Annotated in this window: 21 protein-coding genes; 13 read left to right on the top strand and 8 right to left on the bottom strand. The window is 32.0% G+C overall.

Annotated elements, in window-relative coordinates:
* Positions 1-1,914, bottom strand: a complete 1,914-nt coding sequence (locus WHD54_RS04135) for a CocE/NonD family hydrolase (protein ID WP_088324442.1) — start codon at positions 1,912-1,914, stop codon at positions 1-3.
* Positions 1,915-2,128: 214 nt separating this feature from the next.
* On the opposite strand from WHD54_RS04135, the gene WHD54_RS04130 reads away from it, so the two are divergent.
* Positions 2,129-4,090, top strand: coding sequence for a YgiQ family radical SAM protein (locus tag WHD54_RS04130; RefSeq protein ID WP_088324443.1), 1,962 nt, complete (start codon positions 2,129-2,131; stop codon positions 4,088-4,090).
* 42 nt (positions 4,091-4,132) lie between these two features.
* On the opposite strand, the gene WHD54_RS04125 is transcribed toward WHD54_RS04130, so the two are convergent.
* Both WHD54_RS04125 and WHD54_RS04120 read right to left on the bottom strand, forming a co-directional pair.
* Positions 4,133-4,672, bottom strand: a complete 540-nt coding sequence (locus WHD54_RS04125; protein WP_088324444.1) for a sigma-70 family RNA polymerase sigma factor — start codon at positions 4,670-4,672, stop codon at positions 4,133-4,135.
* A gap of 260 nt (positions 4,673-4,932) precedes the next feature.
* On the bottom strand, positions 4,933-8,364 hold the full coding sequence (locus tag WHD54_RS04120) for a methylmalonyl-CoA mutase family protein (RefSeq protein WP_088324446.1): 3,432 nt from the start codon (positions 8,362-8,364) through the stop codon (positions 4,933-4,935).
* A 167-nt stretch (positions 8,365-8,531) separates the two neighbouring features.
* Here WHD54_RS04120 and WHD54_RS04115 point away from each other — a divergent pair, with 167 nt between their 5' ends.
* The 6 genes from WHD54_RS04115 (at position 8,532) to WHD54_RS04090 (ending at position 15,307) form a co-directional block, all read left to right on the top strand.
* Positions 8,532-9,092 (top strand): DUF4136 domain-containing protein, encoded by a 561-nt coding sequence (locus tag WHD54_RS04115; RefSeq protein WP_088324447.1) that lies wholly within the window; start codon positions 8,532-8,534, stop codon positions 9,090-9,092.
* 64 nt (positions 9,093-9,156) lie between these two features.
* Positions 9,157-9,324, top strand: a complete 168-nt coding sequence (locus WHD54_RS04110; RefSeq protein WP_158211824.1) for a DUF5522 domain-containing protein — start codon at positions 9,157-9,159, stop codon at positions 9,322-9,324.
* 55 nt (positions 9,325-9,379) lie between these two features.
* Complete coding sequence (locus tag WHD54_RS04105; protein ID WP_088324495.1) at positions 9,380-10,090, top strand: DUF4197 domain-containing protein; 711 nt, start codon at positions 9,380-9,382, stop codon at positions 10,088-10,090.
* Between the two features lie 57 nt (positions 10,091-10,147).
* Positions 10,148-10,336 (top strand): hypothetical protein, encoded by a 189-nt coding sequence (locus WHD54_RS04100; RefSeq protein WP_088324448.1) that lies wholly within the window; start codon positions 10,148-10,150, stop codon positions 10,334-10,336.
* Positions 10,337-10,534: 198 nt separating this feature from the next.
* Positions 10,535-13,657 carry a SusC/RagA family TonB-linked outer membrane protein gene (locus WHD54_RS04095; RefSeq protein ID WP_088324449.1) on the top strand — a complete coding sequence of 1,041 codons (3,123 nt, stop codon included), beginning with the start codon at positions 10,535-10,537 and terminating at the stop codon, positions 13,655-13,657.
* 33 nt (positions 13,658-13,690) lie between these two features.
* Positions 13,691-15,307, top strand: a complete 1,617-nt coding sequence (locus WHD54_RS04090) for a RagB/SusD family nutrient uptake outer membrane protein (RefSeq protein ID WP_088324450.1) — start codon at positions 13,691-13,693, stop codon at positions 15,305-15,307.
* 71 nt (positions 15,308-15,378) lie between these two features.
* Here the strand turns inward: WHD54_RS04090 and pyrF are convergent, their stop codons facing one another.
* Entirely contained in the window at positions 15,379-16,191 is an 813-nt protein-coding gene (pyrF, locus tag WHD54_RS04085) for an orotidine-5'-phosphate decarboxylase (protein ID WP_088324451.1), read from the bottom strand.
* A 99-nt stretch (positions 16,192-16,290) separates the two neighbouring features.
* On the opposite strand from pyrF, the gene WHD54_RS04080 reads away from it, so the two are divergent.
* The 6 genes from WHD54_RS04080 to WHD54_RS04055 all read left to right on the top strand — a co-directional run bounded on the left by WHD54_RS04080 (position 16,291) and on the right by WHD54_RS04055 (position 19,447).
* On the top strand, positions 16,291-16,785 hold the full coding sequence (locus WHD54_RS04080; RefSeq protein ID WP_198943163.1) for a TlpA family protein disulfide reductase: 495 nt from the start codon (positions 16,291-16,293) through the stop codon (positions 16,783-16,785).
* Between the two features lie 101 nt (positions 16,786-16,886).
* Positions 16,887-17,645 (top strand): triose-phosphate isomerase, encoded by a 759-nt coding sequence (tpiA, locus tag WHD54_RS04075; RefSeq protein ID WP_088324452.1) that lies wholly within the window; start codon positions 16,887-16,889, stop codon positions 17,643-17,645.
* 78 nt (positions 17,646-17,723) lie between these two features.
* Positions 17,724-18,560, top strand: a complete 837-nt coding sequence (prmA, locus tag WHD54_RS04070) for a 50S ribosomal protein L11 methyltransferase (RefSeq protein ID WP_088324453.1) — start codon at positions 17,724-17,726, stop codon at positions 18,558-18,560.
* Positions 18,561-18,570: 10 nt separating this feature from the next.
* Positions 18,571-18,846 (top strand): ATP-dependent Clp protease adaptor ClpS, encoded by a 276-nt coding sequence (locus WHD54_RS04065; protein WP_088324454.1) that lies wholly within the window; start codon positions 18,571-18,573, stop codon positions 18,844-18,846.
* A 3-nt stretch (positions 18,847-18,849) separates the two neighbouring features.
* Positions 18,850-19,122, top strand: a complete 273-nt coding sequence (locus tag WHD54_RS04060) for a hypothetical protein (protein WP_088324455.1) — start codon at positions 18,850-18,852, stop codon at positions 19,120-19,122.
* 136 nt (positions 19,123-19,258) lie between these two features.
* Positions 19,259-19,447, top strand: coding sequence for a hypothetical protein (locus WHD54_RS04055; protein WP_088324456.1), 189 nt, complete (start codon positions 19,259-19,261; stop codon positions 19,445-19,447).
* Positions 19,448-19,866: 419 nt separating this feature from the next.
* On the opposite strand, the gene WHD54_RS04050 is transcribed toward WHD54_RS04055, so the two are convergent.
* The 4 genes from WHD54_RS04050 to WHD54_RS04035 all read right to left on the bottom strand — a co-directional run bounded on the left by WHD54_RS04050 (position 19,867) and on the right by WHD54_RS04035 (position 24,892).
* Positions 19,867-20,997, bottom strand: coding sequence for an OmpA family protein (locus WHD54_RS04050; RefSeq protein WP_088324457.1), 1,131 nt, complete (start codon positions 20,995-20,997; stop codon positions 19,867-19,869).
* A gap of 54 nt (positions 20,998-21,051) precedes the next feature.
* Complete coding sequence (locus WHD54_RS04045; RefSeq protein WP_088324458.1) at positions 21,052-21,327, bottom strand: hypothetical protein; 276 nt, start codon at positions 21,325-21,327, stop codon at positions 21,052-21,054.
* Positions 21,328-21,394: 67 nt separating this feature from the next.
* Positions 21,395-22,519, bottom strand: a complete 1,125-nt coding sequence (gene folK, locus WHD54_RS04040) for a 2-amino-4-hydroxy-6-hydroxymethyldihydropteridine diphosphokinase (RefSeq protein ID WP_088324459.1) — start codon at positions 22,517-22,519, stop codon at positions 21,395-21,397.
* Between the two features lie 138 nt (positions 22,520-22,657).
* Entirely contained in the window at positions 22,658-24,892 is a 2,235-nt protein-coding gene (locus WHD54_RS04035) for a polyribonucleotide nucleotidyltransferase (RefSeq protein WP_088324460.1), read from the bottom strand.
* Positions 24,893-25,052 lie beyond the last annotated feature (160 nt).

Here is a 25,052-nt window from a genome sequence, read left to right as displayed (position 1 = left end):
TTATTTTAAAACAGAAAATTCTATAGAAGAGTCTGTAAATACGGTATGAGTTTGCGTTTTAAAATCTTTTTCATCTGCTTTATAAATATTATCTACGTAGGTCTGTGGATTTAGATCAATTAAAGGGAACCAAGTACTTTGAACCTGAATTTGTAGCTTGTGTCCTTTTTTAAAAGTATGAAAAACATCTTGTAATTTTATGTGTACTGCTGTTTTTTTGTTTGGAACAAATGGTTCTGGAAACTCAAAGCTATTTCTAAACCTACCACGCATTACTTCACTTCTAACCATTAAATGATAGTTACTCATTTTAAGGTGATTTTGCATTTTTTTATTATTTTCTTTCGCATCAGCAGGGTGAACATCTATAACTTTTACAATCCAATCTGCAGCGCTACCAGTAGTCGAAACATTTAGTTTTGCTAAAATATCTCCTGCTAGTGTATAATCTTCGGTTAGCACATCTGTTTCATAGACTAAAACATCTGGTCTTCTAGCAGCAAATCGTTGGTCGTCTGTCATATATTTTCGCGGTGTAAATACCGTTTTTATATCTTCAGAATAAGGTACAGGTCTTTTAATATCACTAATAAACGAAATACCTGTTGTGTTTTCTTTTGAGGAAGTTAGTTGTTGATTTTCAGATAAAAACCAGTTTTCTTTTACCACATTTTCTGGTGGCCAAGAATCAAATGATTTCCAACTTTTTTTTCCAGAGTCATATACGTAAGCTTCAGGTAAACCAGAATTTTTATCTCCTTTGCCTTTTAAGAAGTGATTGAAAAATGTTGTTTCAATTTCCGATTGATATTTTAAAGAAATAGAATCGCCAAAGTAATAATTTCCCACCGAATTTTCTACACCATTTCGAGCCCATTTACCATGGTCCCAAGGGCCAAAAACCATAGTATTATAGTTTTCTTTACCATGCTTTTCTATGGCTTTGTAAGTTTCTAATGGGCCATATAAATCTTCTGCATCAAACCAGCCACCAACTATCATAGTAGCAACAGTACTTGGAACTTTGTTTAAATGTTGAATAATTCCTTTGCTTTTCCATACAGAGTCGTAATTTGGATGTTCTGTAATTTCTTTCCAGAAAAAATCGTCAATTTTAGTTTTGTTCCCAGTTACTTTAGTATCCAATTTATCGTATTGAAAGTATTCGTTTAAGTTTTTTAGAGGGCCTTTATCTAAGAAAAATTGATATTGATCTTGTGTATTCATTTTAGGAAACGAATACCACGCAGAGTCTGTTGGAGTATCTTTATAAGTTCCAAAAAGAGAAATTGCTCTAAAATAGCTTAGTAAAAAAGCACCATTATGATGAAAATCATCAAAAAAGAAGTCGCCAATACAAGCTTGTGGAGATGCTGCTTTTAGTGCAGGATGAGCATCAATTGTAGAAACTGTTGCATAGTGACCTGGATAGGAAATTCCCCAAGTACCAACATTACCATTATTATTGTCTACATTTTTTACTAGCCAGTCAATGGTGTCGTAGGTATCGGAAACTTCATCAGATTCATTGTCTTTTTTATTAGGAATATAAGCGCGCATATTGTCATAAACACCTTCACTCATCCATCTTCCGCGAACATCCTGATACACAATAATATTTCCTTGTTTCATTAAATGAATATTTGGACCAATTTTTGTCTTCATTTTTCCATCACCATAAGGTGCAGAACTATAAGGAGTTCGTTGCATTATGATTGGATATTTTTTAGAAGTGTCTTTGGGTGCATAAATGGTTGTGTGCAGTTTTACCCCATCTCTCATAGTAATGTACACCTCTTTTTTAGTGTAATTATCTACAACATAAGTGTCTTTTTTTAACTTATTATCTGTAGTTGTGTTGCAGCTAAATAAAAATAAAAAAGCAACAAATGGCAGTATTAGATAATGCTTCATAGTTTATAGGATTTTAATTTTGCTAAATTTACAAAAGTTAGCACTGTTTTAGAAATAATCTTTAGGTAAAACCTCAATTTTATTATTTTTCAATTTATTTTTTCTGAAAATATGATTTAGTTAAAGAATTATCCATAGTTTTTTATTTTAATTGGTATTAAAAAATACTAGAACTTTTACCAATTAAACTTATTTCTGCTTATTTTTGCAACGTATGGAAGGCACAAAAAAACTACAATTAACCGATTGGTTACCAACTACAAACAAAGAGGTAAAACTACGTGGGTGGGATGCACTAGATGTTATTTTATTTAGTGGAGACGCGTATGTAGATCATCCTTCTTTTGGACCAGCAGTTATTGGAAGAATCCTAGAAAGTTATGGTTTAAGGGTTGCTATTGTGCCACAACCTAACGTTAATGATAATTTACAAGATTTCGAGAAGTTAGGACGGCCAAAATTGTTTTTTGGTGCAACTGGAGGCTGCATGGATCCGATGGTTTCTAATTATACAGCTAGTAAAAAGCGAAGAGATAAAGACGCTTATACACCAAATGGTGATAAGGGTTTTAGGCCAGATTATGCCACTTCTGTTTATTCAAAAATTTTAAAAGAAAAGTTTCCTGATGTACCTGTTCTAATTGGTGGAATTGAAGCTTCTTTAAGACGAGTAACCCACTATGATTATTGGTCTGATAAGTTAATGCCAACAATTTTAGAAACCTCAAAGGCCGATATGTTGGTTTACGGAATGGGAGAACAGCCTTTAAGAGAAATTGTAACACTATTGCAAAAAGGAGTACCTTTTTCTAGTTTAAAAAACATTAAGCAAACAGCTGTTTTAATAGATCAAAATAAAGAAAAGTTACCTGTAATAAATAGCTGGGACGATGTAGTTATAAATTCTCATGAGGCATGTTTAAAAGATAAAAAAACTTTTGCTTCGAACTTTAAAGTTATAGAGCAAGAGTCTAATAAGTTAAAGGCTAGAAGAATACTTCAAGATGTAGCAGGAAAAACATTAGTAATTAATCCGCCTTTTCCTACTATGACAGAGAAGGAAATTGATGGTTCTTTCGATTTGCCTTATACAAGAATGCCGCATCCAAAATATGATAAACGAGGTCCTATACCTGCGTTTGAAATGATTAAATTTTCTATCAATATTCATAGAGGCTGTTTTGGCGGGTGTAGTTTTTGTACAATTTCTGCGCATCAAGGTAAATTTATTGCTAGTAGAAGTAAAGAGTCTGTTTTGAGAGAGGTAGATAAAGTTGCAAATATGCCAGACTTTAAAGGGTATTTATCTGATATTGGTGGTCCTTCTGCAAATATGTACCAAATGAAAGGAAAAGTACAATCTATTTGCGATAAATGTGTTGCGCCAAGTTGTATTTCTCCAGTTATTTGTTCTAATTTAGATACTTCACACAAACCATTAACCGACCTTTATCAGGCTGTGGACAAGCATCCAAAAATAAAAAAATCTTTTATAGGGAGCGGAATTCGCCATGACATGCTGGTACCTGAGTTTAATAAAAATGCCGATCCGAAAGAGTTAGATGATTATACCGAAGAGGTAATGACAAAGCATGTTTCCGGTAGACTAAAAGTAGCTCCAGAACACACTTCAGACCCAGTTTTAAAGTTGATGCGAAAGCCATCATTTACTTATTTTCATAAATTTAAAGAACGCTTTGATCGAATTAACATCAAGAAAAAATTAAATCTTCAGTTAATTCCTTATTTTATTTCTAGTCATCCAGCAAGTGAGGTAGAAGATATGGCAAATTTAGCTGCAGAAACAAAAGATATGGGCTTTCAGTTAGAGCAGGTTCAAGGGTTTACACCAACACCAATGACGGTGGCAACGGTTATTTATTATTCTGGTTACCACCCTTATACTTTAAAGCCAACAAGAACTCCAAAAACGAAAAAAGAAAAAGAAGATCAACATAAATTTTTCTTTTGGTATAAAAAAGAAAATAAAGATTGGATACGAAAAACTCTTCAAAAAGTGGGGAGACAAGACTTATTAAATCGATTATTACCAGAAAATAATTCTTGGAAAAAAAATAAAACTACACATAAAAAAGCTCAACATACTTTTGATGACGCTATTCCTTTTAATAGAAGAAAAAAGAAAGTGAGTAGGGCGCCAAAAAAAAGAAGGTAATATATTAAAAATAATTAAAAAATCTTGTTAACTTCAATTTTGTTAGCTACAGATTTTACAATCCTTTTTTTCTTTAATTTCACCTACTAAAACTCCTTTTTCATTTTGGATAAAACCACAGCAATCCATAAATCCTTTTGCTATTAGTTTTCTAGCTCTTTGTATTTGAGATTTTGTGGCTGGTAAACTCTGCTGAAGTCGTTTCGCAATTTCTTGTTGTTTTATCCCTTTAATGTCTGATAAGAAAAGTGGAGTTCGGTATTTTTTAGGTAAAGATTTTAAAATACCTTCCAAGCAATCCTGTTCGGTATGTTTGTTTAATTTTTGAGTATCTGCCAATTCTAGTTCATTTATTTCTTCTGTATTTTGTTGGTTTCTCCAATAGTTTTTAATAGAGTTTCTTGCTACAGAAAAACACCAAGATTTTAATTTTAAAACATCTTTTAAAGTATGTTTTTTTGTATGAATTTTTATAAAAGTATCTTGTAAAATATCATCAGCAATACTCTTGTCTTTTACTTTACTAAGTATAAAGTTTTTTAAGTCTTGTGCGTATAAAGTCCAAATTTGTTGTGTATTCATGATAGTATTAAATTACTGTTAAGTAAAAAATATAAAAAATTAGGCATAAATTTTACTTAACAGTGTTTATTTTGCTAGCAATTGCATTGGTTGCAAGTACAATTTACACATGTACAATTTGAACAGTTTCCAGCTTTACAATTTGTGCAATTACAGGTACAATTGGTTTTAAAATTTTTCATCAGTGTTTATTTTTTATGTTCATATAGTAGAAACAAAAAAGATGAAAAAGATGCAAAAAAGTGTAATTATTTTAAAAATTACATGTTTCTTCTGTACTGACCACCAACCTTAAATAGAGCCTCTGTAATTTGTCCAAGAGAACATACTTTAGTAGCTTCCATTAATTTTTCGAATAAATTTTCGTTTTGAATTGCCGCTTCCTGTAAAATTGCTATTTGTTCAGCTACCTTTGTTGGATTGGCTTTATTTAGTAATTCTTTTGTTTTTATTTGTTGTCGTTTTTCTTTTTCTGTGGCTCTTATTACCTCTGCAGGTTGAACTGTTGGAGAGCCTTTAGAGCTCAAGAAAGTATTAACACCAATAATTGGAAACTCACCATTGTGTTTTAGCGTTTCATAGTATAAACTTTCCTCTTGAATTTTAGAACGTTGGTACATTGTTTCCATCGCACCTAAAACACCTCCTCTTTCTGTAATCCTGTCAAATTCTGATAATACAGCCTCTTCAACCAAATCTGTCAATTCTTCAATTATAAAAGCTCCTTGAATAGGGTTTTCATTTTTTGTTAAACCTAATTCTTTATTTATAATCAACTGAATAGCCATGGCACGTCTTACAGATTCTTCTGTTGGTGTAGTTATTGCTTCATCATAAGCATTGGTATGCAGCGAATTGCAATTATCGTTAATAGCATATAGTGCTTGTAAAGTTGTTCGAATATCATTAAAATCAATTTCTTGCGCATGTAACGAACGTCCAGAAGTTTGAATATGGTATTTTAACATTTGAGCTCTAGAATTTGCACCATATTTGTACTTCATAGCTTTTGCCCATATTTTGCGTGCAACACGACCAATTACAGAATATTCTGGATCGATACCGTTTGAGAAGAAAAAAGATAAATTAGGGCCGAACTTATTAATATCCATTCCGCGACTTAAATAGTATTCTACATAGGTAAATCCATTAGATAATGTTAGTGCTAATTGTGTAATTGGGTTTGCGCCAGCCTCTGCAATATGATATCCAGATATGGATACAGAATAGAAATTTCGTACTTGTTTTTCTATAAAATATTCCTGAACATCACCCATTAAGCGCAACGCAAATTCAGTAGAAAAAATGCAGGTGTTTTGGGCTTGATCTTCTTTTAAGATATCCGCTTGAACGGTACCTCTTACTTGAGCTAGAGTGTTGGCTTTAATCTCTTCATATACATCTTTTGGGAGCACTAAATCTCCTGTTAAGCCCAAGAGCATCAATCCTAGTCCATTGTTACCTTTTGGTAAGTCTCCTTGATATTTTGGTCTTTCTAAGCCTTTATCATCATAAGTTTCTTTTAATTTGGCTTCTACAACACTTTCTAGTTGATGTTCTTTAATGTATTTTTCGCAGTTTTGGTCTATAGCAGCATTCATAAAGAAACCCAATAGCATTGGTGCAGGTCCATTAATAGTCATAGAAACAGAAGTCATATGATGACTTAGGTCGAAACCAGAGTACAATTTTTTAGCATCGTCTAAGCAACAAATAGATACTCCAGCATTTCCTATTTTTCCGTAAATATCTGGTCTGTTTCCAGGGTCATTACCATACAAAGTTACAGAATCGAATGCCGTAGAGAGTCTTTTTGCATCCATTCCTAAACTAACATAATGAAAGCGTCTGTTGGTTCTCTCCGGGCCACCTTCTCCAGCAAACATTCTAGTAGGATCTTCTCCAGTTCTTTTAAAAGGATATAAGCCTGCGGTGTATGGAAACTCTCCCGGAACATTTTCTTGTAAGTTCCATCTTAAAACATCTCCCCAAGCTTCATATTTTGGGAGTGCAACTTTCGGAATTTGAGAATGAGATAATGACTCGCTATGAGTAGCTATCTTTATTTCTTTATCTCTCACTTTAAAACTGTAAATTGGGTCTTTGTATTTTTGAACCTTTTTTTGCCAGTTTAAAATGATTTCCCAATTTAAAGGGTTAAAATTTAATTTAACTTTTTCGAATTGTGTCAGTAAAAGTTTTACAAACTCTTTTTCGTCAACAGTGGTTGTTTTTAAAATATCATCTTCATTTAATCCTTTTTTTGTTATTGTAGGAGTATTATTGGTGATGGATTCTATTGTTTTATATATTCCGTATAACTTCTGAGCAACTTGGTACTGTTTTTTTACATCGGCATCATATGCTCTGTTATTTTCGGCAATTTCAGAGAGGTATCTTACTCTTGCAGGTGGAATAACAAATATTTTTTCTGACATTTCTTTAGTTATTTTCATGTCAGATTTTAAATCGGCACCTGTTTTTTCCACTAATTTATCTAGCACCCTTTTGTACAAAGTGTTCATGCCTGGATCATTAAATTGAGAAGCAATGGTACCATAAACAGGTAAATCATCTACGTGAATATGCCATAGGTTATTATTACGCATATACTGTTTTTTTACATCTCTAACAGCATCTAAAGCGCCTCTTTTGTCGAATTTATTAATGGCCACTAAATCTGCAAAATCTAGCATATCTATTTTTTCTAGCTGTGTAGCCGCACCAAATTCTGGTGTCATTACATATAAAGATGCATCAGAATGTTCTATAATTTCGGTGTCAGATTGCCCAATACCAGAAGTTTCAAGAATAATTAAATCGAAAGCAGCAGCTTTTAGTACTTCTACGGCTTCATTTACGTATTTAGAAAGTGCTAAGTTAGACTGTCTTGTAGCTAAAGAACGCATATAAACACGCTCATTATTTATAGCATTCATTCGAATTCTATCGCCTAAAAGTGCACCACCAGTTTTTCTTTTTGAAGGATCTACAGAAATTAATCCAATTGTTTTTTTAGGAAAATCAATCAAAAACCTTCTTACAAGTTCATCTACCAATGATGATTTTCCCGCACCACCAGTTCCTGTAATTCCTAAAACAGGTGTTGTTGAATTTTTATTTTTTTGATGAATGGCACGTAATGTTTCTTTAGCCGTGTCAGGAAAATTTTCAGCAGATGATATTACTCTGGCAATACTTTCTATCTTTTTATTTTCTAAGTCTTTTAGTGTTACATGTAGTTCATTGCCAAGAGGAAAGTCAGATTTTTCTACTAAGTCGTTTATCATTCCTTGTAACCCTAGCTCACGACCGTCATCCGGAGAATAGATTCGAGTAATTCCATAATCCATCAATTCTTTAATTTCTTCAGGAAGAATGACACCACCACCACCACCAAAAATTTTAATATGTCCGGCATTTCTTTCTTTTAATAAATCGAACATATATTTAAAATACTCATTATGACCACCTTGGTAAGAAGTAATAGCAATTGCATTCACATCTTCTTGAATAGCACAATTTACAACCTCCTCTACAGATCTGTCATGGCCAAGGTGAATTACTTCTACGCCAGTAGATTGTATAATTCTTCGCATTATGTTTATTGCAGCATCATGACCATCAAAAAGTGCAGCAGCTGTTACAATTCTTACTTTATTAACAGGTTTGTAAACTTGTATTTGTTCCATTCGTAATAAATGTTATAATTTAGACCTGCAATTTACGGAAATCTTAAAAAATAACGGAATTCTTTAACGTTTTATAAGATGATTTTTTTATCAGTGATGTACGAAACAACAACGCATTGGCATAATTATTGATAATATTTATGTATATTAACATTAATTTTCTAATTATGAAATATTTAAAACTTTTAACACTCGTTCTTGTGGTAGTTTTTGCTTCTTGCAAATCTGTAAATGTTGTTGTTGATTATGACGCAAATATTGATTTTAATGAATATAAAACTTTTGCTTTTTACAAAACAGGAATAGATAAATCTAATATTTCAGACTTAGATAAGAAAAGAATACTAAGAGCCATTGAAAAAGCTCTGTTAGCAAAAGGGTTTGTTAAGTCCGAAACACCCGATATGTTGGTTAGTATTTTTACTAAGTCACGCGAAAGAGTTAATGTAAATCAGCAAAATTTTAACAACGGCTGGGGCTGGGGTTGGGGTTTTGGCTGGGGTTGGAATCCTTGGATGTTTGGCGGTATGAATACAAACGTTAATGTATCTCAGTTTACAGAGGGCACTCTCTTTATTGATTTTATAGATAAAAATAAAAAGGAATTGGTTTGGCAAGGAGTAGGTACCGGAGCACTTCGTATTCAGAATAGAGAAAAAAAGGAAGAAACGATTAATGAATTTGTGGCAGAAATTATTGCACGTTTTCCACCTGGAACTAAAAAGTAGACCTCAAAAAAAAAGCGTTTTTATAAACGCTTTTTTTATTCCATTAAAATACTATTTTTGTTGTATGTACAATAAGCGAATTCCTTTAGAGGATGGAGATTTCTATTTTAACGAACAAGGTTACAGAGTTTTTACAAAGCAATTTCATTTAAAAAGAGGTTTTTGTTGTAAAAGTGGTTGTAAACATTGTCCGTATGGATATGATAAAAATACAGATTCATTTTTGAAGTAAATTGTGACTTTTACAAAAATTGAGGTTCTTACATAGAAAAGTAAATACAGTTAAAATGGTTAAAAGATTTTTAATTTTTATAATGGCAATTCAATTAGTTGGATGCGCCGAGTTGCAAAAGGCAGTTAATAGTTTACCGTCTGGAGGTGGCTTAAGTCAAGAACAAATAGGTAAAGGTTTAAAACAGGCTTTAGACAACGGAATTAAAAATCAGGTTTCTAAATTAACAGCAAAAGATGGTTTTTATAAAAATCAACTAGTAAAAATTGCACTGCCCCCTGAACTTCAGGCAGTAGATAAAGGATTGCGTAAAATTGGCCTTTCTAAACTAGCAGATGAAGGGTTAAAAGTTTTAAATAGAGCAGCAGAGGATGCTGTAAAAACAGCGACACCAATTTTTGTAAATGCTGTAAAAGAAATGTCTTTCGAAGATGCTAAAAATATTTTGTTAGGAGAAAACAATGCAGCCACAAATTATTTAAAATCTAAAACTAGTAGCGATTTATACACAAGTTTCGAACCTGTTATTACCAATTCTTTTTCTAAGGTTGGGGCAGATAAAATTTGGAAAAAATTAGTAAACAAGTACAATACAATTCCTTTTGTAACAAAAGTAAGTCCTAATTTAACAACATACGTTACTAAAGAAGCTCTAGAAGGAGTTTTTACAATGATTGAACTTGAAGAAAAGGGTATACGAGAAAAATCTGGATTGAGAAACACTACCTTATTAAGGCAAGTTTTTGCATTACAAGACAATAAATAAATTTTTAGTTTACCTAGCTGTAAAATATTTTTTATATTTAAGGAAAATAAACTAAAAATGTCAAAAATTTCCCAACTACAAACCTACAGAAAACATTTAGAGGAACGACATACTAGGCTTATTGAAAAATCGAAAGAGTATCGTTTCGAAGATGAGTCTAAAAGTGATTTTGCTGCATACAAGGCAATGAAAATTATGTCGAAATTAGATAAAGTTAAATATCTCGATAGAGAATTTGTCACTTAAACTCCGAACTGTTTAACTTTTCATGTCACAAAAAAATTGTGTGATATCAACTTTCATTTTTTTGTAATTTGATGTTTCAAAAACATTATTATTAGGTTAATTAAGTGTTAAAAAAAATGTTAAATACACGTATTTTAAACTTGTTTTTAACAAAATTTTTAGTTTAGCAATTCAAATTAATTCAACAAAAAATATTTTATGAAACAAATTTACAAGAGTTTATTGTTGTTATTTCTGTTTACTGGAAGTTTTACTTCACTAAGTGCACAGCAAATTTCAATAAGTGGAAAAGTGTCGGATGTTTCGGGTTCACTTCCGGGTGTAAGTGTATTAGTTAAAGGAACATCAACTGGTACAGAGACAGATTTTGATGGAAACTACAAAATTAGCGCAAAGAAAGGTGCAGTTTTGGTGTTTAGATATTTAGGGTATAAAACTGTTCAAAAAACAGTAGGAAACTCTACTATTATAAATGTTACTTTAAGTGAAGATAGTAGCGTGCTAGATGAGGTTGTTGTTGTAGCATACGGAACTACAACCAAAGAGGCATTTACAGGTTCTGCAGATGTTGTAGGCTCGAAAGACTTAGCGTTAAGAAATGTAACTTCTCCAATTGCAGCAATAGAAGGAAAAGCTACAGGAGTTCAAATTACGGCTGCTTCTGGTCAGCCAGGTTCATCTCCAGGTATTATTATTAGAGGTGTTGGAACACTTAATGGTTCTGCTACACCTTTATATATAGTCGACGGAATTCAGTTTGAAGGTTCTTTAAATACGATCAATCAAGATGATATTGAATCTATGACAATTTTAAAGGATGCTGCATCAACAGCACTTTATGGAGCTCGTGCTGCAAATGGTGTTGTTTTAATTACCACTAAATCTGGTACTAAAGGAAGAACACAAGTAAGTGTGTCTACTCAGTATGGTTTAGTAACTAGAGGTATTCCTGAGTATGATTATGTTACTCCTGGTCAGTATTACGAGTTAATGTGGGAGGCTTATAAAAATTCCTTAAGCGGTTCAAATGCTGCAACAAGAGCTTCTGCAGAAATTTACAACAGATTAGGATACAACCCTTTTAATGTACCAAATGACCAAATAGTTGGTACCGATGGTAAATTAAACCCGAATGCACAAGTAATATATAAAAGTTTAGATTGGTACGATGTATTAGACCAAGTTGGTACAAGAGTGAATCATTCTGTTAATGTTGCTACTGGAGGTGATAATCATAAAGTGTTTTTCTCAACATCTTATCTAGATGAGCAAGGATATGTGATTACTTCAAAATTCGATCGTATTACAACACGTTTAAATGCAGATTTTGATGTAAATAAGTGGCTTTCTTTAGGAGGAAGCGCAAATATTTCTGTTTCAGAATCTAAAGGACCACCTTCTAGAGGAGGAAGTATTGCAAACCCATTCGGTTTTGCAAAAAGCATTGGTTCTATTTATCCTGTATACTTAAATGACTTAAATGGTAATTTAATACTAGATGCTGCTGGTAATCCAATTTATGATGTTGGTGAAGGAGATACTTCTTTAAACATTGGTTCTAGACCATACAATCCTGGTCGTCATGCATTAGCAGAAGCAGTTTTAAACGATGAGTTAAACAGAAATAATACTTATGGTTTTAGATATTATGCTAATTTCAAAATATTAGATGGTTTAGATTTAAGATTAAACTATGGTAGAGATATCAACGAAGGAATAAATAAAAGTTATGAAAATCCTATTGTAGGTGATGGACAACCAACAGCAAGATATGGAGAAACAAGGTTTAGAAGAGATGTTCAGAATTTCTCTCAAATTTTGACATACAAAAAATCTTTTAATGATGTACATAATTTTGATGTTACTTTAGGTCATGAAAATTATGACAGAGCATACTCTAGTAACGGAGGTTTAGCTACAACAGAAACAGCTACAGGTATTTATGAATTTGATAATTTTTCTATACCAGTTAGGTTAAGTGGTTCTAGTACTCTAAAAAGAGTTGAAGGATATTTTGCAAGATTAAACTATAATTTCGATAACAAATATTACATCAGTGCATCTGCAAGAAGAGATGGTTCATCTTCTTTTAGCAAACAAGCAAGATGGGGTAATTTTTACTCGGTAGGTGGTTCTTGGAGAATAGATCAAGAGAAATTTATGGAAAATGTATCATTTATAGACCGTCTTAAATTAAGAGCTTCTTATGGTCAAGTAGGAAATGATAATTTAGGATTCTTTATTTCTCAAGCCTTATATTCTATTACTTCAAATGCAGGTGCCCCTGGATTGGTATTTACAGATCCAGGTAACAACAAGTTAACTTGGGAAACTGTAGGTAGCTGGGATGTTGCTTTAGAATTCGGGTTGTTTAACAATTTCTTAGAGGGTTCTGTAGAATATTACAAGAAAAACTCAACAGACTTATTATACAATTTACCAATTCCTTTATCTAACGGAATAAATACTGCACCATTTAACATAGCAGATATGTATAATTCTGGTTTTGAAGTTGGTTTAACAGGTCACTTAGTAAATAAAAATGGCTTTAAATGGGACTTAACTTTACAAGCCTCTACTTTTAAGAATGAAATTACATCATTACCAGATCCATTTATCAACGGCTCTAAAAGATGGGAAGAAGGAAGATCTAGATATGATTTCTTTATTTTTCAATCTGCAGGAGTGGATCCAGCAAATGGGGATGCATTGTATTACAAATATGAAGATGATGCAGATGGTAACAGAGTTCCGGTATTAGACGCAAACGGAGTTCATGAAACTACCAACGATTGGCAAGATGCAGGGAGAGCTTATGCAGACCAAACCTCAATTCCAGATGTTTTAGGTTCAGTTTCAAATAATTTTAGCTACAAAGGATTTTCGCTAGACTTACTGTTTACATACGGTATTGGAGGAAACTTTTTAGATGGTGGATATTCTGCTATGATGCATACGGGTAACTTTGGTAACTCTTATCACCCAGATGCATTAAATTCTTGGAAAAAGCCTGGAGACATTACAGACGTTCCTAGGTTAGAGGTTGGAAACACAGATCAAGTTGTAGGACAATCTTCAAGATTTTTAACAGATGCTTCATTTTTAGCACTTAAGAATGCGAATATTGGATATACTTTTAATAAAGATGTAACAGATAATTTTGGAGTAAATAGCTTAAAAGTATATGTATCAGGAGAAAACTTATTCTTAAAAAGTAGAAGAACAGGTTTAAACCCTCAGTATAACCTATCTGGTACAACTGCAGGAAACGATTTTAATCCTTCTAGAATTATAACTTTTGGTTTAAATGTATCTTTTTAATAGCAAAATAATTAACAATAAAATATAATAATCATGTTAAAAAAAATAAGTGTATTGTTATTGATGGTACTAAGTGTCGCAATAACATCATGTAGCGAAGATTATTTAGAAACTAAACCTACAGATGCAATATCTGCTGGAGATGCTTTATCAACTCCCGAAAATATGGCTTTGGTTTTAAATGGACTTCACCGATTAATGTACGCACAGCAAGGAATAATTCCCGGAGGCTCTAACAGTAGAGCAGGAATGCAATATTGGGTTCCCATGTTTGATGTAATGTGTGGAGATTTAATTCATACAGCTAGGTCTAATGGTTGGATGAGATCTGAACTTCAATGGAATACGCATACATTAGAAACAACATCTACAGTAGAGCAACTATGGTATCAACGTTACCACTTTATTGCAAGTACCAATGCAATTATAAATAAAGTAAAAGATGATGGTTTAACCATAGACGCGAATATGAACAATATTCTTGGACAAGCATACGCATACAGAGCATGGGCTTACCATTCTTTAGTAACTACCTATGCAAAAGGATATTTAATAGGTAACCCTTCTACAGACCCTGGTGTACCATTATTATTTAAAACTGAGGCACCATATACAAGTGAGCCAAGATCTACGGTACAGGTAATTTATGATCAAATTAACGAGGATATTGCAACTTCTATAGAGTTTTTTAAGAAAGCTTCTGCTAGAGTAGACAAGTCTCAATTAGATTTAAATACAGCTTATGGTATTAAGGCTAGAATAGCGTTATCTGAAGGAAATTGGTTAGCAGCAGCAGATGCTGCGTCCAAAGCTAGACAAGGTTATCCGTTGTTAGATGAGGCTGGATGGAAGTCTGGTTTTAACACTACAGATTTATCTGAAGTAATTTGGGGTGGTAGAGTTATACAAACTGAAACTACATTTTTCCGTTCTTACTTTTACTATATTTCTCCAACTTTCCAAGGAAGTCAGAATAGAGGAAACCCAAAAATTATTAATAAGGAAGTATATCACATGATACCGGAATCAGATTATAGAGCTGATTTATTTTTAGAAAAGGCTCCTAATACTAACGGTGCAGCAGCAAATGGAGAAGGCGGAAGTTATCAAACAGATCCAAATTACAATGATAAAGCTTCTTTTGACCAAGCAAGAAGAGATAATGAGGCTGCATGGGGAATTACCTCAAGGCATAACCAGCACCCATATATGCATGTGAAATTCAGACAAAAAAATCCAGGAACCATAGATCCGGATGATGTTATTTACATGCGTTCTTCTGAAATGTATTTGATAGAGGCAGAGGCAAGAGCTATGTTAGAAGATGTGCAAGGCGCACAAGCAGCTCTTAAACCTTTAGGAGAGGCAAGAGATACTGCTTATGATGTTACCGATTTTGATACGAAAGAGAAACTAATGGAACACATTAAGTTTCAAAGAAGAGTTGAGCTATATGGAGAAGGCTTCAGTTGGTTAGATCATATTCGATGGGACGAAGGAATCGATTTAACAAATTCTGGTGCTTCTGAAGTTTTATATCAAGACGGATTTAAGCAAGACAAGCCATCGGTAAATAATGCGTGGATTTGGAAAATTCCTCAAGCAGAAATTAATGCAAATCCGAACTTAACAGAAGCAGATCAAAATTAATACTTACAAATTCTAATTAGATTTTGTTAAGAAGCAATACCAAAAGCCATAGTTAATAACTATGGCTTTTTTTATATGATATATTTTTCCATTTCGAGTTGTAATTCTCTCGCTTTATCAGCCGCATCAGAGGCAAAATTGGTGTTACTAGAAGCGTAAATAATTCCTCTAGAAGAGTTAATTAATAAACCAATATTGTTGGTAATTCCATATTTGCAAACTTCTTTAAGACTACCGCCTTGTGCACCAACTCCTGGAACCAATAAAAAGGAGTTTGGTACTATTTTTCGTATTTCTTTAAAATATGATGACTTAGTAGCACCAACTACATACATTAAATTTTCTGAATTTTCCCAGTCTTTAGAAGTTTCTAGAACAACTTTATAGAGTTCTTTTTCTTTTACTTTTTTGGTTTGAAAATCAAACGCCCCTTCATTAGAAGTTAAAGCTAGCATAATTGTGTGTTTATTTGGAAATGCTAAAAACGGTTCTACAGAATCTTTTCCCATATACGGAGCCACAGTAACAGAATCAAACGCTAAGTCTTTAAAAAACGCTTGTGCATACATAGAAGAGGTGTTACCAATATCTCCACGTTTTGCGTCTGCAATTGTAAAAATTTCTGGATATTTGTTATTTAAATATGAAATTGTTTTGCTTAGAGACTGCCAACCTTTTAAACCGTATGCCTCATAAAATGCAGTATTTGGTTTGTATGCTACACATAAATGATGAGTGGCATCTATAATAGCTTTATTAAATTCAAAAATAGGATCTTCATAAGCTAGCAAGTGTTTTGGAATTTTATTTAAATCCACATCTAATCCAATACATAAAAAAGATTTTTTCTTTTTTATTTGAGCTATTAATTCTTGTGTAGTCATAATTTTTAATGAGTTAGGCAAAAATACTTATTTTCAAGGTTTTTTGTAAGATATGCCTTTTAAAGATGACAAAAATACAAATTAACAGAATTACATCCCATGAAAAAATTAACAATAATAGTGTTTATTCTTATGAGTAGTTGCAGTTTCGAACAACCAACTTTGTTTTCCGATAAGGCGCTTAATGATATTGTGTATTCAGAGCATAATAATCAGCTAACTATAGAAAAAATGTTAGAAAAGCATAAAGGGAAAAAAGTGTTTATTGATGTATGGGCATCTTGGTGTGGCGATTGTGTTAAGGGCTTAAAATATGTAAAAATTTTACAAAAAAAATATCCAGATGTTGTCTTTTTATTTTTGTCTGTTGATAAAAATAAAGTAGCATGGAAACAAGGAATTCGTAGATTTCAAATTTCAGGAAGTCACTACAATTTACCAAAAGGAATGAAAAATGGTGACTTTGTAGATTTCATAAATTTAAATTGGATACCTAGATATATGGTGGTAGATGAAATAGGACAAATTTCATTATTTAAAGCTACCAATGCTGCAGATATAGATATAGAAAAAGTTTTAAACGCAAATCAATAAATCGTTTTAGTAACTAATTTAGTTTCGAACCGTTTAATTATTTTCCATTCCTTAAATTTACATCTGAATTAATTGGCAAATTGTTGCTTTAAAATATAAATATGAGAACCAAGATTGTAGCAGGAAACTGGAAACTAAACAACACAAAAGAAGAAAGTAAAAAGTTAGTAAAAGCTTTAAAAAAAGGATTAAAACTCAGTAAATTAAAAAATACACGAGTAATAGTAGCCCCAACATTTGTAAATTTATCAGCTTCTTTAAAGTCTGCCAAGAAATCTAAAATCGAGGTAGCTGCACAAAATATGCATCAGGCTAAAAATGGTGCTTTTACGGGTGAAGTTTCTGCAGATATGCTACAATCTATAGGTATTAATACTGTAATTTTAGGTCACTCAGAAAGAAGAACTTATTTTAATGAAACTGATACAGCACTTGCAGAAAAGGTTTCTGCGGTACTTGAACATCAAATGGAAACTATTTTTTGTTTTGGAGAACTTTTAGAAGACAGAAAATCTAATAATCATTTTTCTGTAGTGGAAGCACAATTAAAAAATGCATTATTTCATTTAAAATCATCAGATTGGAAAAGTATTATACTTGCCTATGAACCTGTTTGGGCTATTGGAACAGGAGAAACAGCAACAGCCGAACAAGCACAGGAAATGCATGCTTTTATAAGAGGATTAATTGCCAATAAATATACAGCAGATGTGGCAGATGATGTATCGATATTATATGGAGGAAGTGTTAAACCAACAAATGCAGAGGAAATTTTTTCTAAACCAGATGTAGATGGTGGTTTAATTGGTGGTGCAGCTTTAAATGCTTCAGATTTTATAGCTATTATTAAAGCGATCTAATAGCTGATTTTAAAAAGAAAACCAATAAATTTGCATCAAGATGTTTCATCTTGATGCATTTTTTTTGAAAAACAATTTATGGATAATATATATATTGAATACAATTTTACAGTTTTACCAAAGGAACCAGCTACTGAAATTTTAATCGCAGAGTTGGGAAGTGTAGGATTTGAGAGTTTTGTAGAAACTGAAAAAGGGATAACAGCTTACATTCAAAAAAAGGATTGGAATAATCTTATTTTAGAAGATATTTACTGTCTACAATCAGATGAGTTTTCCATTGATTTTAATTTTAATGAAGTTGCTCAAACAAATTGGAATGCAGAATGGGAGAAAAATTTTACACCTATACAAGTTGATAGTTTAGTAAGTATTCGTGCACCTTTTCATGAAAACCCGAATTTAAAGTATGATATAGTCATTGAGCCTAAAATGAGTTTTGGAACTGGGCATCACGAAACAACATATATGATGGTTCAGCATCTCTTGAAAGTAAATTTAAAAGAAAAAAAAGTATTAGACATGGGTTGTGGAACTGGTATTTTAGCAATTTTTGCAGAAATGAAAGGGGCTAACCCAATAGATGCTATTGATATAGATAATTGGTGTTACGAGAACTCTATAGAGAATGTTGCTAGTAATAATTGTAGTAATATTCATGTTTTTGAAGGAGATTCATCACTTTTAAAAGAAAAGGAATATGATGTTATTATAGCAAATATCAATAGAAATATTTTGTTGGATGATATGAGTGTTTATAACAACTCTTTAAAAGAAAATGGAGTCTTATTGTTAAGTGGATTTTACAAAGAGGACATTGAAGTAATAGATAAAGAGGTTTCTAAATTTGGTTTGAAATTAGAAAATTTTTTAGAACGTAATAATTGGGTTGCTTTAAAATACAATAAGTTGTAAATTTGTGACTATGAGTACAAAAGAAAAAATACAAGAAGATGTTTCCGTAAAGGAACAAGAGGTTTTTCAGCATGAAATTATTTTACATAATGATGATGTGAACACTTTCGATCATGTAATTGAATCTTTAATTCAGGTCTGCGATCATACTTTAGAGCAAGCTGAGCAATGTGCTACTTTAGTTCATTACAAAGGAAAATGTGCCGTTAAATCAGGAGAGTTTAAAGATTTAGAACCAAGATGTTCTAAGTTACTTCAGTTAGGTTTATCTGCTGAATTAATATAGCTTATGGAAAATATTTTAAAGTACTATGAGTTTTCTGATTTTTTGAGGGATACTTCAGGGCAGTTTTCTTCAAATGAAATTTCTTATTCCGAACTTAACGATACTCACTTTTTAATTTTTGAACGCAAGAATGAGGTTTACAATTTATACGTCGCGAAATATGTTTCTAAAAATTTTATTGGTAAAATGAAACCTGAAATAATTGAACTTTTAGTGAAAAATTACGACAAGAGTATTCCTGAACACAGGCTAGCTATTAAACAATATTTAAACTAACCAATATAGCTTTTAGTATAACGTATAAATTGTATTTTACAACCACTAAAAGTTGCATTTCAACGAAAAGTTATTTTCTTTTTTTTAATATTCCTTTTTTTTGTAAACTAAATAATTGAATTAATATTTTATCATTTTGAAAAAGCAATTTGTACCGCTATTATTTTTAATAGTATTAATTTCATCTGTAGGTAACGGACAAACCCCTACACCTCCTCCAATGGGCCCTCCTGGCCCTCCGGGTTTACCAATTGATGGTATTTCAGGTATATTAGCAATTACAGGAGTTTTATTCGGTATTTATAAAAATAATAAGAATACTTAATCTTAATTCATTCATCCCTAATTTTATAAAAAGGTCTTAAAATATTTAAGACCTTTTTTTTTGTCTCTAAATTACTTAGGTAGATTACTACTTTTATATTAGCAAAGAGTGATATTTTGGGGTTACTACTATATTATTCTAATAGTGATATTGCTGTAAATAATTGCTATGTTGATTTTAATTCGTAGTTAATTATTTGTTGTTATAACAATCTATTGATTATAATTATTTTTCTTACAGTTAATCGAAGAATTTCCATCTAAAATTTATTGTACATTTTTATAATTTTAATTACAAGTTTTGTTTTTAAAGATATCCGTTCTATGCTTTTTTTTTGGTTAAAGATAATTTACTGCATAAAAAAAAGAGCTTATTTAAATAAGCTCTTTTATATGTAATAATAAGTTATAAGGTTTTAATTACTCTGGCTTTATTTCAACTCTTCTGTTCAGTTGTCTTCCACCGGCATTATAGTTAGAGAATTTAGGTCTAGACTCACCAAAACCTATAGACTTAAGTCTGTCTTCACTAACTCCTTTAGATACCATATAATTTTTAACAGCATCAGCTCTTTTTTGAGATAAAAATAAGTTGTATTTATCGCTGTTTCTATTGTCTGTATGCCCTTCAATTACGAAGTTAATATCTACTTTTTTAATTAACGAAATAATTTTATCTATCGTTACATAAGATATCGATTGTATTTTAGAACTATTTGTTTCAAAGTAAATACTAGAAGCTAAAATACCAATTTGTTGGTTAATAGTTGTGCTTGAAACCTCTTGTTTAGGGCATCCTTTGTTAAGAGCAATACCAGGTGTTTCAGGACATAAATCTTTACGATCCATTACTCCATCTCCATCCGTATCTTTATCTATTGGACAACCGTTATTAGACATTTCTCCGAATTCTAAAGGACATTTATCTTTGTAGTCTGGTAAACCATCTTCATCAGAATCAATAGCTTTACCATTACCATAAACCATTACTCCTTTTGGTGTGTTAGGTTCAATATCTAATTGATCCATTACACCATCTTTATCGGTATCAATAATTTTGAAATTACTAGCTCTTCTAGCATCATTATCTCCACTCCAAAGGGTAAATATTTTTTGTTTCCCTAATTTATATGATAAACCAATACTACTTACAAAGAAAGTTTCCCAGTCTTGTCTGTTAGAGATAGTTGCATCTAAATGGTCGTCATAGTTAAAGTACATACCTGTTCTGAATTCTAAATCTAATCGCTTGCTTAACTTTCTTTTTATACCTAACTGAGCAGAAAGATATATAGAACTTGCAGCATTGTTACCAGATCGAGAAGGGTTGTTACCAAAATCTACAATTTGTTTGTTAGTGCCATCTGTTAATCTTTCGTATAACACAGAGTTGTATTGGTGAAAACCAATACCAAAATATCCTGCAGAGTTCCATTTAGAACTTCTAGTAGCGTACAAGTTTGAAAAACTTAAGATTACGTTCATTTCTGCACCGTACGAATTTCCTTCAAAATTTAAATTATTGTTGTTTAAGACATCGTCTCCATACACTACAAAATAACTAGAAGTGTTAGAAAAGTTTTGTGCACCACCAGAAATATCACTTTAAGAAAATTTCATTTCTAAACCTAAAAGTGGGTTAAACATTTTGTTTACATACAAATATCCACCAAAGTTATAATAGTTTTTATCATCAGCAGTGCCTAGAGAACGTAAATCACCATGCATTATAAAGTTGCTAAAACCACCACCAATAGCCCAGGTATTTGTGTTTTTTAAATCTAATCTGTTTCCATAAGTAATTTCATCAGTAGTAAACTGAGCAAAAAATACTGTTGCTGAAAAACAACATAAAATTGTAAGTAAAAATAATCTTTTCATTGAATCTAATTAAACGTTTGTTAATACTATAGGGACTCTATTTTTATTGCAAAAATACAGTTTTTTTTTAATAATTATTTAGTTTGTCTTTGATATAAATGTAGTCTAATTTATTCTTAACAAAGTCTTTATCGGAAACGTCTATGATTAAGAAATTTAAATTTTCTTGAGTTTTTATAAATGTTTCGTAGCCTTTGTTAATTTTTATTAAATAGTCTGCATTTATGTTTTGCTCATAAGAGCGCCCTCTTTTTTTAATGTTTTCTAATAACCTATCTGTGTTTTGATGCAAATAAATATATAAGTCGGGTTTTGTAATTTCTTTATACATTATATCGAACATTTTACGGTATAAATGATACTCTTCCTTTGTTAAATTTATTTGAGCAAAAATTAAAGATTTAAAAATATAATAATCTGATATAATGAAACTCTTAAATAAGTCAAACTGTGCCAAATCATCGCTTAATTGTTGATATCTGTCGGCTAAAAAACTCATCTCTAATGGAAATGCATAACGCTCTTTATTTTTATAAAATTTAGGCAAGAAAGGATTGTCTGCAAAACGTTCAAAAACTTTTTTTGCATTGTATTCTTCAGACAATAATTTTGCTAATGATGTTTTTCCGGCACCTATGTTTCCTTCTATAGCTATGTAATTATATTTTTCTGTAAAGGGAATTGTTGTTTTTAAGGTATCTTTTATCAAGGTAATTTTAGAGCTATCTGTTGTGGCGGCTAAACATTCTCGAATTGTTTTGTTATTTGCAGGATGAATTACATTTTTTGCTATTTCTTCTAGTGGTTTTAGTACAAATAACCTGTCTAACATTTTTGGGTGAGGTACTATTAGTTTTTCAGATAAAATGATGTCGTTATTAAATAGTAAAATATCAATATCGATTTTTCTATTTTGATATTCCGAACTATTTGTTCTTTCTCTGCCAATTTGCTGTTCTATATTCAAAATGATTTTTAGCAGGTTTTCTACTGTTTTTGATGTACCAACCTTTATACAAATGTTGTAAAAGTCATTTCCATTAAAACCCCAAGAGGGTGTTTTGTAAATGGCTGATATTTTTAAAACATTACCAATTTGTTGCTCAATAAGTTGAATGGTATTTTGAAGGTTTTTAACTTTATTTCCTTCATTTGTTCCAATAGATAAGTAAGTGATGTTTTGTATTTTCATTCTAACTACAAAGAAAATAAAAGCAAATTAATTATGTGCCTTAATTGATTAAAAGCTTTCAATTATTTTTATAGTTGATTATTAATGATGTAAATAAAAAATCGATAGCTATTAAGCTATCGATTTTTAATATAAGAGTTATTCTTCTTTTCTAGGTTGTCTTGGTTTTCTGTCATCGCGCCTGTTATCTCGATTGCGATTATCTCGTCCACCAGAAGAGCGTTTGTCATCTCTAGGAGGTCTTGCAACATAACCTTCTGGTTTAGGTAGCAAGGCTTTTCTAGAAACTTTTTCTTTACGAGTTCTTGGGTCTATACCAAAGTATTTTACATCAAAAACGTCTCCCATATTTACAACATCAGTTACGTTTTCTGTACGTTCCCATGCTAATTCAGATACGTGTAATAAAACTTCATTTCCTGGAGCTTCTACATACTCTACTACAGCTCCAAAATCTAACATTTTAATCACTTTAACCTCATAAGCACTTCCAACTTCAGGTTTAAATAACATCGATTCTATTTTGGCAATAACTTGCTCTATTCCTACAGGATCTGTTCCCAAAATTTCAATAATTCCTTCTTCAGTTATAGCGTCTTCGGTAATTACAATTGTGGTTCCTGTTTCTTTTTGCAATTCTTGAATATGTTTACCACCTGGTCCAATAAAAGCTCCAATCATATCATTAGGAATCCTTCTATTTACCATTTTCGGTGCATGTTCTTTTACATCTGCATTAGGAGTAGGTATGGTGTCTGTTAATTTTTCTAAAATATGTAAACGACCATTTCTTGCTTGTTTTAGAGCATTTACTAAAATTTCATAAGAAAGACCTTTAACTTTAATATCCATTTGACATGCTGTAATTCCTTCAGATGTTCCCGTTACTTTAAAGTCCATATCTCCTAAGTGATCTTCATCACCTAAAATATCCGATAAAACTGCGTAACGTTCACCATCAGAAATTAATCCCATGGCAATACCTGAAACAGGTCTAGTCATTTTTACACCAGCATCCATTAATGCCATTGTACCTGCACAAACTGTTGCCATAGAAGAAGAACCATTAGATTCTAAAACTTCAGAAACAACTCTAACAGTGTATGGGCAATCGCTAGGTATCATTCCTTTTAAACCACGTTGTGCTAAATTACCATGACCAACTTCTCTTCTAGAAGTCCCTCTTAAAGGTCTTGCCTCACCTGTACAAAAAGGAGGGAAGTTGTAGTGTAAGTAAAAGTTTTCTTCTCCTTCGTAAGATGGCATATCTATTTTATTGGCATCTCTGGAGGTACCTAATGTTACTGTGGCTAAAGCTTGTGTTTCTCCACGCGTAAAAATTGATGAACCATGCACAGATGGTAAATAGTCTACTTCACACCAAATAGGTCTAATTTCATCTGTTTTTCTACCGTCTAATCGAATGCCTTCTGCCAAGGTTAATTCTCTTACTGCTTCTTTTTGAGATTTGTTAAAGTACTTACCTATTAAATCTCCAAAATCTGCCAATTCATCTTCGGTAAAAGTTGCTTTTAAAGCTTCTTTAACTTCTTCAAAGGCGGCAGATCGTTCCGCTTTAGAAGTTCCCTTTTTTGCAATTGCATAACATTTATCATAACAAAAATCGTTAATTTTTGTTGCTAGTTCTTCATCTTCTCTCTCTGCTTCGTATTCTCTTGTTTCTTTTTTACCAAATGCTTCTGCTAAACGAATTTGAGCAGCACATTGAACTTTAATAGCATCGTGAGCAAATTTAATGGCATCTGCCATTTCTTCTTCTGAAATTTCATCCATTTCACCTTCTACCATCATTACAGAATCTGCAGAAGCACCAATCATCATATCTATATCAGACATTGCCAATTGAGCTCTTGTTGGGTTAATAACAAATTCGCCATTAACTCTTGCAACACGCGCCTCTGAAATTGGGCATTCGAAAGGAATATCTGATAATTGAATAGCTGCAGAAGCTGCTAAACCTGCCAATGCATCTGGCATTACATCATCATCATTAGACATTAACTGAATCATAACTTGTGTTTCGGCATGGTAATCTTTTGGAAACAACGGACGTAGAACACGATCTACTAAACGCATTGTTAACACTTCGCCATCACTTGGTCTTGCTTCTCTTTTAAAGAAACCTCCTGGATACCTTCCTGCGGCAGCAAATTTTTCTCTGTAATCTACGGTAAGTGGTAAAAAATCAACATCACTTTGTTTGTAGTTAGAAACTACTGTACACAACAACATTGCTTTACCCATTTGAACAACAACAGAACCGTGTGCTTGTTTTGCTAATTTACCGGTTTCTAATGAGATGGTTCTTCCATCTCCAAGGTCTATTACCTCTTTAAATACTTTTGGAATCATAAAATTTTAACTCTAATTTTTTAATACTTTGTGTTGTTGTGTTGTTGTTTGTTGTTGCAATGGAAATACAGAATTATTGTTGGTAATTCTGGCTTTTTATTAAAATCTGTTTGTTAGTCAGATGATATTTTATTGAAAACTTTTGCTTCTGCAAAAATAA

This window comes from Polaribacter tangerinus, assembly GCF_038024095.1.
In the GTDB taxonomy this organism is placed as follows: Bacteria; Bacteroidota; Bacteroidia; order Flavobacteriales; family Flavobacteriaceae; genus Polaribacter; species Polaribacter tangerinus.
Note: the sequence above shows the minus strand (reverse complement) of the source record. Positions and strands in the feature narration are given on the sequence as shown.